This is a genomic window from Streptomyces sp. NPDC031049 (assembly GCF_055571015.1).
Map to the genome: position 1 here is coordinate 230,975 of NZ_JBVIGC010000013.1, position 12,446 is coordinate 243,420.

Genomic DNA, 12,446 nt, shown 5'->3' on the forward strand with positions numbered 1-12,446 from the left:
GGTTTTTGGGTTCTTTCGCCCCCCCCTTCTATAGGGGAGAACACGCCCCCAACCCCCCCCTCCCTCTCTTCTTCCCCCCCCCCCCCCCCGCCCCTCTCGTCGTACCACCGCACACGGTTGCGAATCGGGACCTGACTCCGAAGTAGCCAAGGGTTGACGGGCGGAAGCGCTGAGTGCCGCTGTGAGCCTCTTGGGGCCCCCATCCGCATATCGGGAGTCGGACGGCGACGGTTGAGGGCGGCACATGCGGACTCAGGTACCGGCAAACCCCCATCGATGTCAGTGCTACCGGTAGACTGGAAGACAATCCCGCCCCCCACCGTGGGGACCGCCCGGGAAAAGCTGAGCAACGCTGATCAAGGCTTACCAACGCAACATGCCGCAGCCGCTCCGGCAACCCCGCCGAGCCCGGCTCGTGCTGTGCCAGAAAGGGCGCTTCGTGGCCGATTCCGGCAACCCCAACGAGAACATCCCGTCCACCGACACCGGCGTGAACGACGCGGTGAGCGCCAACGGCGACGCAGCGTCGTACGACGCCAGTGCCATCACCGTCCTCGAGGGTCTGGACGCGGTCCGCAAGCGACCCGGTATGTACATCGGTTCGACCGGTGAGCGAGGACTGCACCACCTCGTGTACGAGGTCGTCGACAACTCGGTCGACGAGGCACTGGCGGGCCACGCGGACACCATCGACGTCACGATCCTCGCCGACGGCGGCGTCCGCGTCGTCGACAACGGCCGTGGCATCCCGGTGGGCATCGTCGCCTCCGAGGGCAAGCCGGCCCTCGAGGTCGTGCTGACCGTGCTGCACGCGGGCGGCAAGTTCGGCGGCGGCGGCTACGCGGTCTCCGGTGGTCTGCACGGCGTGGGTGTCTCCGTCGTGAACGCGCTGTCCTCGAAGGTCGCCGTCGAGGTGAGGACCGACGGCCACCGCTGGACGCAGGACTACAAGTTGGGCGTTCCCACGGCGCCGCTCGCCAAGCACGAGGCCACCGAGGAGACCGGCACCTCGGTCACCTTCTGGGCCGACCCGGACATCTTCGAGACCACCGAGTACTCCTTCGAGACGCTCTCGCGGCGCTTCCAGGAGATGGCCTTCCTCAACAAGGGCCTGCGCATCAACCTCACCGACGAGCGCGAGTCCGCGAAGGCCACCTCCGGTGCGGACGAGGCGGGCGAGGACGACAAGCACGAGGTCAAGAGCGTCTCGTACCACTACGAGGGCGGCATCGTCGACTTCGTGAAGTACCTCAACTCCCGCAAGGGAGACCCGGTGCACCCCACGGTGATCGACCTGGAGGCGGAGGACAAGGAGCGCAGCCTCTCCCTCGAGGTCGCCATGCAGTGGAACGGCGGCTACACCGAGGGTGTCTACTCCTTCGCCAACATCATCCACACCCACGAGGGCGGCACGCACGAGGAGGGCTTCCGCGCGGCGCTGACCTCGCTCATCAACAAGTACGCGCGGGACAAGAAGCTGCTGCGCGAGAAGGACGACAACCTCACGGGCGACGACATCCGCGAGGGTCTGACGGCGATCATCTCGGTGAAGCTGGGCGAGCCGCAGTTCGAGGGCCAGACCAAGACCAAGCTGGGCAACACGGAGGTCAAGACCTTCGTGCAGCGCGTGGTCTACGAGCACCTGGCCGACTGGCTCGACCGCAACCCGAACGAGGCCGCGGACATCGTCCGCAAGGGCATCCAGGCGGCCACCGCGCGCGTGGCGGCCCGCAAGGCGCGCGACCTGACCCGTCGTAAGGGCCTGCTGGAGACGGCCTCCCTGCCGGGCAAGCTGTCGGACTGCCAGTCGAACGACCCGACCAAGTGCGAGATCTTCATCGTCGAGGGCGACTCCGCCGGCGGCTCGGCCAAGTCCGGCCGCAACCCGGAGTACCAGGCGATCCTCCCGATCCGCGGCAAGATCCTCAACGTCGAGAAGGCGCGCATCGACCGCATCCTGCAGAACCAGGAGATCCAGGCGATGATCTCCGCGTTCGGCACGGGCGTGCACGAGGACTTCGACATCGAGAAGCTCCGCTACCACAAGATCATCCTGATGGCGGACGCCGACGTCGACGGCCAGCACATCAACACCCTGCTGCTGACCTTCCTGTTCCGCTTCATGCGGCCACTGGTCGAGGCCGGGCACGTGTTCCTGTCCCGCCCCCCGCTCTACAAGATCAAGTGGGGCAAGGACGACTTCGAGTACGCGTACTCCGACCGCGAGCGCGACGCGCTGATCGAGATGGGCCGCCAGGCCGGCAAGCGCATCAAGGACGACTCGGTGCAGCGCTTCAAGGGTCTCGGCGAGATGAACGCCGAGGAACTGCGCATCACGACCATGGACCAGGAGCACCGCGTCCTCGGCCAGGTCACGCTCGACGACGCAGCCCAGGCCGACGACCTGTTCTCGGTGCTGATGGGCGAGGACGTCGAGGCCCGCCGCGCGTTCATCCAGCGCAACGCCAAGGACGTCCGCTTCCTCGACATCTGAGTCGGTCTCAGCTGACCGCACCAGGAAGGACCTTCACCAGCAATGACCGACGAGAACACTCCCGTCACGCCCGTTGAGGACCCCGACGCCGCCGGGATGCGCGTCGAGCCGGTCGGGCTCGAGACGGAGATGCAGCGCTCGTACCTCGACTACGCGATGTCCGTCATCGTCTCGCGTGCGCTGCCCGACGTGCGGGACGGCCTCAAGCCCGTCCACCGCCGCGTGCTGTACGCGATGTACGACGGCGGCTACCGCCCGGAGCGCGGCTTCTACAAGTGCGCCCGCGTCGTCGGCGACGTCATGGGCAACTACCACCCGCACGGCGACTCCTCCATCTACGACGCCCTGGTGCGCCTCGCCCAGCCGTGGTCGATGCGGATGCCGCTGGTGGACTCCAACGGCAACTTCGGCTCGCCGGGCAACGACCCGGCGGCGGCCATGCGCTACACCGAGTGCAAGATGGCGCCGCTGTCGATGGAGATGGTCCGGGACATCGACGAGGAGACCGTCGACTTCACGGACAACTACGACGGCCGCTCCCAGGAGCCGACCGTCCTGCCCGCCCGCTTCCCGAACCTGCTGATCAACGGCTCGGCCGGTATCGCGGTCGGCATGGCGACCAACATCCCGCCGCACAACCTGCGCGAGGTCGCCGCCGGCGCCCAGTGGTACCTGGAGAACCCCGAGGCCTCGCACGAGGAGCTGCTCGACGCCCTCATCGAGCGGATCAAGGGCCCCGACTTCCCGACCGGCGCGCTCGTCGTCGGCCGCAACGGCATCGAGGAGGCGTACCGCACCGGCCGCGGCTCGATCACCATGCGCGCGGTGGTCGAGGTCGAGGAGATCCAGAACCGCCAGTGCCTGGTCGTCACGGAGCTGCCCTACCAGGTCAACCCGGACAACCTCGCGCAGAAGATCGCCGACCTGGTGAAGGACGGCAAGATCGGCGGCATCGCCGACGTCCGTGACGAGACGTCCTCGCGCACCGGTCAGCGCCTGGTCATCGTGCTCAAGCGGGACGCGGTCGCCAAGGTCGTCCTCAACAACCTCTACAAGCACACCGACCTCCAGACCAACTTCGGCGCCAACATGCTGGCGCTGGTCGACGGCGTGCCGCGCACCCTGTCGCTGGACGCGTTCATCCGCCACTGGGTGAACCACCAGATCGAGGTCATCGTCCGCCGGACGCGCTTCCGGCTGCGCAAGGCCGAGGAGCGGGCGCACATCCTGCGCGGTCTGCTCAAGGCCCTGGACGCCATCGACGAGGTCATCGCGCTGATCCGGCGCAGCGACACCGTCGAGATCGCGCGCGGCGGCCTGATGGACCTCCTCGACATCGACGAGATCCAGGCCAACGCGATCCTGGAGATGCAGCTCCGCCGCCTCGCGGCCCTGGAGCGGCAGAAGATCGTCCAGGAGCACGACGAGCTCCAGGCGAAGATCACCGAGTACAACGAGATCCTCGCCTCCCCGGTCCGCCAGCGCGGCATCGTCAGCGCGGAGCTGGCGGCGCTGGTGGAGAAGTACGGCGACGACCGCAAGACGAAGCTGATCCCCTACGAGGGCGACATGTCCATCGAGGACCTGATCGCCGAGGAGGACATCGTCGTCACGGTCACGCGCGGCGGCTACATCAAGCGCACCAAGACCGACGACTACCGGGCGCAGAAGCGCGGCGGCAAGGGCGTGCGAGGCACGAAGCTGAAGGAAGACGACATCGTCGACCACTTCTTCGTCTCCACCACCCACCGCTGGCTGCTGTTCTTCACCAACAAGGGCCGCGTCTACCGTGTCAAGGGCTACGAGCTCCCCGACGCCGGCCGGGACGCGCGCGGGCAGCACGTGGCCAACCTGCTGGCCTTCCAGCCGGACGAGTCGATCGCCGAGATCTTCGCGATCCGTGACTACGAGGCGGCGCCCTACCTGGTCCTGGCCACCAAGGGCGGCCTGGTCAAGAAGACCCCGCTGAAGGACTACGACTCCCCGCGCTCGGGCGGTGTCATCGCCATCAACCTGCGGGAGCGGGAGGACGGGACCGACGACGAACTGATCGGTGCCGAGCTGGTCTCGTCCGAGGACGATCTGCTGCTGATCAGCAAGAAGGCGCAGTCGATCAGGTTCACCGCATCGGACGACACGCTGCGGCCCATGGGCCGTGCGACCTCGGGTGTGAAGGGCATGAGTTTCCGCGAAGGGGACGAGCTGCTCTCGATGAATGTTGTTCGACCCGGTACGTTCGTGTTCACTGCCACCGACGGCGGGTACGCGAAGCGGACCAACGTCGACGAGTACCGCGTCCAGGGGCGCGGCGGCCTCGGCATCAAGGCCGCCAAGATCGTGGAGGACCGTGGGGAACTCGTCGGGGCGCTGGTGGTCGAGGAGACGGACGAGATCCTCGCCATCACCCTCTCCGGCGGTGTGATTCGCACGCGAGTCAACGAGATCAGGGAAACGGGCCGTGACACCATGGGCGTCCAACTGATCAATCTGGGCAAGCGCGATGCCGTGGTCGGTATCGCACGCAACGCCGAAGCGGGGCGTGAGGCGGAGGAGGTCGACGGCGACGTGGCCGTGGACGAGACCGCCGAGGGTGCCGCGACCACCGGCACGGACGAGGGTGAGGCGCCCTCGGACGAGTAGCACGAGGAGAGAGTCATCGTGAGCGGAGCCACGGGCGCCGGATCGGCCGGTACCTCGACGGGTACGGAAGCGGACGGCGGCGGCCGTGGCTCCGCCGCGTCCGGAGCTGGGCAGCAAGCGGTTCAGGGGGCCCGGAGCGGAACGGAACCGCACGCGCACGCGTCCTCATCCTCGTACGAGACTCATGGATCCCAGGGGGGAACTGTGACGGACACCCGAGGCCCGCAGACCCAGCAGCCGGCCTCGCCGCTGCCGGGCGAACGGCAGCCGCAGCAGCCCGGCGGGCCCTACCACCCGCCGCAGGCCTACCAGACCCAGGGCGGCGCCCAGGCGGGCGCCACCTCCGGTGGTGTACGCCGCCCGCGCACCGGCGCGCGGACCGTGCCGCGCGTGCGCAAGGCGCGGCTGCGCGTGGCCAAGGCCGACCCGTGGTCGGTGATGAAGGTGAGCTTCCTGCTCTCCATCGCGCTCGGCATCTGCACGATCGTCGCGTCCGCCGTGCTGTGGATGGTGATGGACGCCATGGGCGTCTTCTCGACGGTCGGCGGCACGATCTCCGAGGCGACCGGGTCCAACGAGTCGAACGGCTTCGACCTCCAGGCTTTCCTGTCGCTGCCCAACGTCCTGATGTTCACGTCGATCATCGCGGTCATCGACGTCGTGCTCGCGACGGCGCTGGCGACGCTCGGCGCGTTCATCTACAACCTCTCCGCGGGCTTCGTGGGCGGTGTGGAGCTGACGCTCGCCGAGGACGAGTGACGGCCGCTGACGGGCCACCGGGAACCGATTTTGGGACTGCCCCCCTCGTGCGCTAATCTTCAGGAGTCAGCGCGCGGGACACACAGCCCGCAGAGCGCGGCGGGGCTATAGCTCAGTTGGTTAGAGCGCATCCCTGATAAGGATGAGGCCACAGGTTCAAATCCTGTTAGCCCCACAGTGAGAAGGCCTCCGGTTCATGTGAACCGGAGGCCTTTTGCTTGGGCCGTTGCCGTTGCCGTTGCTGTAGCCGCGTTGCCGTTGGGTGTGAGGCGTCGGGTGTGAGGCGTCGGGTGTGGGGCGCCCGCTGGTGTGGGGCGTGGCCCCTCGGGGCTTCGTGGAGAGTGGGCCTGGGACGTCGCCTCCTGGCTGTGGCCCGCCAGGGGTGACGCCCCTGGGTACGGCCGGCCTGGGGGGGGCCTGCGCGGGCGCGGCGAAAGGCCCGGGGCTCGTTCGAGCCGCCGGGCCTCGGGTTCTGGGCGGTGCTGTACGCAAGATCGCCGGTACTACGGGGATGGAGCGGGATGGCACGTGCGGGGACGTGCCCGGGGGTCACCGTTGCAGGGGCGTGGCCGCGGGGGTGAGGTCGTCGGGCGCGGACTCGTCGGCGCCGCAGAGGGCCGGGGCGGCGGCCGGGTCGGCGGCGGCAGCGTCGGTCGAGGGGCGGTGGCGGCAGCTGGGTGAGGTGCCGTGGGCCTCGGCGCGGATGCGCTGCTTCATCGTGGGGGGCAGGGCGCCGGCTCGGGACCAGGACCAGGAGGACGCCGAGTGGACCGTCGTCCGCGGATCACTGCTGCCGGTGTCGCCGTCGTGGTCGCTGTTGCGGGTCGTCTCGGTCTGCGGTACGGCCGCGGAGGCGGTCGTCGTGATGAGTCCGAGCGCCGTGAACAGCGCGAGGAAGGCGGTGACGATGCCGGTCCACAGCTTCATGACCTTGTTCCGGGCCATGGCCCCTCACTTTCGGGTTGGGCGATTTGCGTACTTTCCTCATGATGTGTATGCGGGCCGCGAAGTGGTGGACCGACGCCCGTGGCGCGTCGATGTTCAGATGAACACCACCCGGATGGCCGCAAGGGGTGGCAAAACCGGCCCAGAGCGAAGAAGTGGGAGCAAAGTGACCGTCCGTACGGGTGCGATCACCCTCTGATCGGAGCGGCTTATTCCGAGAAGGCGAACGGGAGTTGGCGCCCCACACAGGTCACCGATCGATATCGGTCGGTGTGTATAGTCGGGCGCCAGAGGTCCCCTACGTCAAGGAAAGACGAGGTCGCGCGGTGAAGAAGCTTCTCCTGGTCGCACTGGCCGCCATCGGCGGGCTCCTCGTGTACCGCCAGATCCAGGCGGATCGCGCCGAGCAGGATCTGTGGACGGAGGCGACCGACTCCGTGCCCACGGGTTCGTGAGTGTGACCGACATACGGTTCTGAACAGACCCCGGCCGTCATCACGGTCGGGGTTTTGTGTTGCCCGAGGCGATCGCACGGGTGGCGCGCCGGGCCACGGGGCAGTATGGGCGGCGGAGACACCGGGAGGGGGCTGGTGATGACGGGGCGACGTACGGGGGCGGGGGTCCGGGCGCTGGTCGTCCTGGTCGGTGCGGCCACCGCGCTGCTGCCGGGTGGCGCGGCCCTGGCGGCGGACGCGGAGGGCGGGTACGGCTTCGCGGCGGACGCCCGGCCGGCCGAGGCGGCGGACAGCACCGCCGACGCCGTACGGCTGGAGCCCGGAGAGCCGTACACCAGCTCACTGCCGCGGAACGGCACCGTCTATTTCCGCCTCGACCTCGACGCCGTGTCGAACGCGTACGTCTCCGTCACCGCCGTCCCCGCCGACGACGGCGAGGTCTCCGCCGCCGACGGGGTCCGGGTGCGGATGCGGGACGCCGACGGCAGGCCGTGCTCCCTGGACAGCGCGACCTTCGGCGCCGCCCGCAGCGCCCGTCCGGTCACGGCGTGGGGCATGCGGGAAGTCGGCCCGGACGAAACGCGGTGTCAGGAGGCCGGCAACTACTACGTGGCCGTCGAGCGGGTACGGCCGCAGGACTCACCGCCGGGTGACTGGGACCTGGAGCTGACCACCGCCACCGAGCCGCGCCCGGCGGACGGCGGCGCCTCCCCCGCGCCCGGGGCGTGGGACTCCGCCTCGCCCGAACCGCAGGCCGGAGAGCCCGTACGCCGCCACGGGGGCCGGGGCTTCGCCGGGGCGGCACCGCTCGGCGAGGGCGTCTGGCGCGACGACATCCGCCCCGGGCAGACGCTGTACTACCGGGTCCCGGTCGACTGGGGCCAGCAGGTGCACGCCACCGCGGAACTGAGCGCTTCCGGCGAGGGCGGCGGCGGGTACGCGCCCGCCGCGCTGAACCTGGCGCTGCACAATCCGGTGCGCGGCCTGGTCGACGACGCGGGCGCCGGCTACACCGGCCGGCGGACGACGGCGGCCCTGGACCCGCTCCCGCCGGTCGAGTACGGCAACCGCCGGGCCGTCGCCGAGCGGGTCGGCGCGATGCGGTTCGCCGGTGCCCACTACCTCGTCGTGCACCTCGCGGCCCAGGTGGCCGACGCCTTCGGGCCGGGGCCGTTCGCCCTGACGCTGCGGGTCCGCCTCGACGGCGCGGCGGGAGCCGGGCCCGGTTATGCGGGTGAGCCGGTGCCCGGCGGGATCTTCCAGGTCACCGAGCGGGACCGGGAGCGGGCGGCTGCGGGCGGGGCCTCGGACGACCGGCTCGCGATGAAGGCGCTCGCGGTGGGCGGGATCGGCACCGGGAGCCTGCTGCTGGTCGGGCTCGGGGCGTGGACGGCCGTCGCTCAGATCCGGGCCAGGGCCCAGAAACCCACCGCGTAGCAGATCAATGCCAGCAGCAGGAGCGGGACGGCCACCCCGGCCGGGGGGCCGGGCCGACGCGCACGGACGGCGCGGGCGCGGTGCCGCGGGGGCGGCTGGGCGGTGTACGTGGCGGTCGGGGGGTCCGGGTGCTCCGGGCTGGCTGGGCTCCCGGGGTTTGCGAGGCCGGTCGGGCTTGCTGGGTGGTACGGCGGCGGGGACGCGGGGGGTGCCAGGAGGTGCGCCGGGTGGTACGGGGGCGGGCCGGCGTGTGAGGGCTGCGGTGGCGGCGTCGGTGAGGGGGGCGGTGGGGTGTGCGGGCTCGGTGAGGGTGGCTGATGCGCCGGGGGCGGGGTTTGCGGCGCGCGTGAGGCTTGTGGTGCCGGTGCCGGTGCCTCGGGTGCCGACGCGTTCTGTGGTGCCGGCGGCGGCAGAGGGAAGCTGCCGGTATCCGAGGCGCCGGTCGGGTGCTCTGGGTCCTGGGCCGGGCCGTCCGGGCCGTCGGGACCAAAACCCGGTGGCAGCGGTCCGATCTGGTCGAAGATCTCGATCAGCTCGTCGTCCGGGCCCGGCTCCGGCAGCAGCTCCGCCGCCGCGGCGAGCGCCTTGCGGGCCCCCGTGGCCGTACGGAACCGGGCCGCCGGGTCCGGTTGCAGCAGCGTGGACACGACCTGCCACAACGGCTCGGGAATGCCTTTGGGCGCCCCCGGCGTCCCGTGCTCGGCGAAGAACTGCACCAGGGCCTTGGCGTCCGGCTTGGCGCCCTCCAGCAGATACAGCGCCACCAGCCCCACGGCGAACAGGTCCGCGGAGAAGTCCGGGTCGGCGCCCATCATCTGCTCGGGCGCCAGATAGCCGGGCGTCCCCACGACCAGGTCGGTCTCCGTCAGCCGCGGCTCGCCCAGCCGCATCGCGATGCCGAAGTCGGACAGCCGCAGCCGCGGCCGGCCCCTGCCGGTGGCTTCGAGCAGCACGTTGGCGGGTTTGACGTCGCGGTGCACGACGTCGTCCGCGTGCACGGCGGCCAGACCGGACAGCAGCTGGTCGAGCAGGGTGCAGACGAAGGCCGGCGGCAGGGGGCCGTAGTCACCGACGAGGTGGACGAGGGAGCCGCCGGCGACCAGGTCCATGGTGAACAGGACCTTGTCGTCGTCGGCGGCCCAGCTGGTCGGGGCGAGGACGTGGGGATGGTCGATGCGCAGGCCCTGCTCCCGGACGAAGCGGAGCAGGGAGTGCGCGTCGCGCTGCTGGAGCACCTTCGCGGCCACATAGCGGCGCCTGCGGTGGTCCCAGGCACGCCAGACGGCGCCTGCCCCGCCGCGCCCGATCGGGTCGACCAGCTCGTAGCGCCCGGCGAACACCTCACCCATGGCTGTGCGTCGCTCCTCCCCCTGCGCCCGTTGCCGCCCAGCCCCCCGATCGGCCGGGGTCAGCTCTGGTGGGACTGATAGTGCGCGACCGCGTCGGAGGTGCGGCCGGCGCCGTACACGCGGAGGAACTCCGCCAGCTCGGGGTGGGTGGGCGCGAGGGCGTCCGCCGCGTCGATGATGTCGCCGGCGGCGGCCACCGACCGCAGCAGCGACTGGATCTCGCGGACCACCCGCTTCACCGTGGGAGCGCCCGAACTGCTCGTCGTCTGCGTGGTGTTGCTCAGCACGGAGCCCCCCTGGGACTTCTTGATCTCCTCCATGCGCTCGGTCGCCTCGGCCGCGCTCACGCTGCCGTCCGCGACCTGGCCCGCCAGCTCCTGGAGCAGCTGCACCCGCTGGACCACCGCCGGATTGCCGATCTTCGCGCGCTGGCCGCTCATCAGCTGGGACAGCATCGGTGCGGACAGTCCCAGAACCCCCGCCAGACGAGCCTGGTTGAGACCGAGATCGTCGATGAGCCTACGGAAGAGCGCCCCCAACGGCTCCCCGTACCAGTTCCGCTGCAGTTCCCGCGCTCTTGCGGTGGCTTCCTGCTGTGCGGCGTCCATTGCGTCTCCCCATCGCTTCCCCTGAAAACCGCAGTTCGCTCCAGCGAACCACGCCGAGCATCTTACGGAGCGTGGTCGTTCCCCGGGACCCCCAATCTTTTTGGGAGATACGGGGGGCGACCCGGTACTCTTGTCTGCGGCGCCCCACCGGGACGATGTCCTTACGACGTCTCCCCGGCCGGACGCTCCTCTCACGGGGCCTTAGCTCAGTTGGTAGAGCGCTGTCTTTGCATGGCAGATGTCAGGGGTTCGACTCCCCTAGGCTCCACTCCCACGCAAACCCCCTCCGACCTGTGGAAACGCGGATCGGAGGGGGTTTGCTTCTGCTTGTGTCCCTGCTGGTGGCTCTGCTCGGAGCGTCGGCCGGGGCGCTGCGGGAACCCACCGGCCGGTCGGGTGCCTCTATCGCATCGATCCCTTGCCGGTCAAACCCGCTCTGCCTGGAAGGTGCCGCCGCCGGGAATGCGGTACGCGGCCAACTCGCCTGGTCCTGAAGGACTTTGATGATCTCCGGGGTGGGGCGCGGAGGGGCTCGGCTCGCTGCGGAGGAGGGGATGTCTGCTCTTGATATCGTCACTCCAGAGGGCACCGGTATCCCCACCCCTGCGGGGCGGTGCCAAGTGGCTCATCGCCGTCGGAGCCGTTCGGTCGCTGCCGACGAGGTGGAAGGGGTAGACCATGCGGGCGAAGGTACGAGCCGCTCTCGACGCGCTCTATATGAAGCGACTGGTCCGGGAGTTGGAGGGCCGCCCACGCCCCCAGCACATCGGCATCATGCTGGACGGCAACCGGCGCTGGGCGAAGATGTCGGGCATCGACGACCCGCGCGAGGGCTACCGGGCGGGCGGGGCCAAGGTGCTGGACTTCCTGCGCTGGTGCGACTCCGCCGAGATCGAGCACGTCACGCTCTACATGCTGTCCGACGACAACCTGCACCGGCCCGAGGAGCAGCTCACCCCGCTGATCGACATCATCGCCGAGGTCGTGGAGCAGTTGGCCACGCCGGGCAACCCCTGGCCGGTCGAGGTCGTCGGCGCCCTGGATCTGCTGCCCGCCGAGTCCGCCGCCCGGCTGAAGACGGCCACCGCCGCCACACAGGGGCGCAAGGGGGGCACGAAGGTCGACGTCGCCGTGGGCTACGGAGGCCGGCGGGAGATCGTCGACGCCGTCCGGTCGGCTCTGGTGGAGCACAGTGCCAAGGGCGGGGACCTCGACGAGTTCATCGAGACCTTCACCATGGAGCACATCTCCAAGCACCTGTACTCCAAGTCGCGGTCGGAGTCCGACCTCATCATCCGTACGTCCGGGGAGCAGCGGCTGTCCGGGTTCCTGCTCTGGCAGTCCGCGTACGCCGAGATGTACTTCTGCGAGACCTACTGGCCCGACTTCCGTGAGATCGACTTCCTGCGCGCCCTGCGCTCCTACTCCCTGCGTGAACGCCGGTACGGCCGCTGAGCGGGAGGGCAGCTCGCCGGCCGGCGTGAGGCGCCGCGACTGCTCCGTTGTTCGGCGTGCTCCGTTGTTCGAGGTGATCCACAGTTCCGTGTGATCCGGTGTTCCACGTGAAACATCGACCATGACATCGCCGCGGGGGGGGGGGGCCCCCCCCCCCCCCCCCCCCCCCCCCCCCCGTCCCCCTCCCCCCCCCCCCCCCCCCCCCCCCCCCGCCGCCGCAGCGGCGACGTCCAGCGGGCCTTCTCCGATCGGTCAGCCACGGCCCGTCCCCTTCCCCTCCAGCGGCGCGGAGCCCGGCGCGAGT

9 protein-coding genes and 2 tRNA genes are annotated in these 12,446 nt (G+C 70.2%); 8 read left to right on the plus strand and 3 right to left on the minus strand.

Annotation, left to right across the window (positions count from 1 at the left end; translation table 11 throughout):
• Positions 1-439 precede the first annotated feature (439 nt).
• The 4 genes from gyrB to ACZ45Q_RS23000 all read left to right on the plus strand — a co-directional run bounded on the left by gyrB (position 440) and on the right by ACZ45Q_RS23000 (position 6,068).
• Positions 440-2,494 (plus strand): DNA topoisomerase (ATP-hydrolyzing) subunit B, encoded by a 2,055-nt coding sequence (gene gyrB / locus ACZ45Q_RS22985; RefSeq protein WP_468264394.1) that lies wholly within the window; start codon positions 440-442, stop codon positions 2,492-2,494.
• 42 nt (positions 2,495-2,536) lie between these two features.
• The gene (gene gyrA, locus ACZ45Q_RS22990) at positions 2,537-5,134 is read left to right on the plus strand and encodes a DNA gyrase subunit A (protein ID WP_468264396.1); all 2,598 of its coding nucleotides are present in this window, start codon (positions 2,537-2,539) and stop codon (positions 5,132-5,134) included.
• Between the two features lie 18 nt (positions 5,135-5,152).
• Complete coding sequence (locus ACZ45Q_RS22995; protein ID WP_468264398.1) at positions 5,153-5,893, plus strand: DUF3566 domain-containing protein; 741 nt, start codon at positions 5,153-5,155, stop codon at positions 5,891-5,893.
• Positions 5,894-5,994: 101 nt separating this feature from the next.
• Positions 5,995-6,068 (plus strand) — tRNA-Ile (locus ACZ45Q_RS23000).
• A gap of 374 nt (positions 6,069-6,442) precedes the next feature.
• Here ACZ45Q_RS23000 and ACZ45Q_RS23005 read toward each other — a convergent pair.
• Positions 6,443-6,838, minus strand: coding sequence for a DUF6344 domain-containing protein (locus ACZ45Q_RS23005; RefSeq protein ID WP_468264400.1), 396 nt, complete (start codon positions 6,836-6,838; stop codon positions 6,443-6,445).
• 326 nt (positions 6,839-7,164) lie between these two features.
• On the opposite strand from ACZ45Q_RS23005, the gene ACZ45Q_RS23010 reads away from it, so the two are divergent.
• Together ACZ45Q_RS23010 and ACZ45Q_RS23015 are read left to right on the plus strand one after the other, a co-directional pair.
• Entirely contained in the window at positions 7,165-7,293 is a 129-nt protein-coding gene (locus tag ACZ45Q_RS23010) for a DLW-39 family protein (protein ID WP_003999697.1), read from the plus strand.
• A 138-nt stretch (positions 7,294-7,431) separates the two neighbouring features.
• On the plus strand, positions 7,432-8,730 hold the full coding sequence (locus tag ACZ45Q_RS23015; RefSeq protein WP_468264402.1) for a hypothetical protein: 1,299 nt from the start codon (positions 7,432-7,434) through the stop codon (positions 8,728-8,730).
• Here the strand turns inward: ACZ45Q_RS23015 and ACZ45Q_RS23020 are convergent.
• Both ACZ45Q_RS23020 and ACZ45Q_RS23025 read right to left on the minus strand, forming a co-directional pair.
• Complete coding sequence (locus ACZ45Q_RS23020; protein ID WP_468264404.1) at positions 8,694-10,079, minus strand: serine/threonine-protein kinase; 1,386 nt, start codon at positions 10,077-10,079, stop codon at positions 8,694-8,696. The two genes, ACZ45Q_RS23015 and ACZ45Q_RS23020, sit on opposite strands and share 37 nt — an antisense overlap.
• A gap of 59 nt (positions 10,080-10,138) precedes the next feature.
• Positions 10,139-10,687: a helix-turn-helix domain-containing protein gene (locus ACZ45Q_RS23025; protein WP_468264406.1), complete on the minus strand. Its 549-nt coding sequence runs from the start codon at positions 10,685-10,687 to the stop codon at positions 10,139-10,141.
• A gap of 195 nt (positions 10,688-10,882) precedes the next feature.
• Here ACZ45Q_RS23025 and ACZ45Q_RS23030 point away from each other — a divergent pair.
• Together ACZ45Q_RS23030 and ACZ45Q_RS23035 are read left to right on the plus strand one after the other, a co-directional pair.
• Positions 10,883-10,955: transfer RNA gene (locus ACZ45Q_RS23030), tRNA-Ala, on the plus strand.
• 410 nt (positions 10,956-11,365) lie between these two features.
• Positions 11,366-12,142 (plus strand): isoprenyl transferase, encoded by a 777-nt coding sequence (locus tag ACZ45Q_RS23035; RefSeq protein WP_468264408.1) that lies wholly within the window; start codon positions 11,366-11,368, stop codon positions 12,140-12,142.
• Positions 12,143-12,446: the final 304 nt, after the last annotated feature.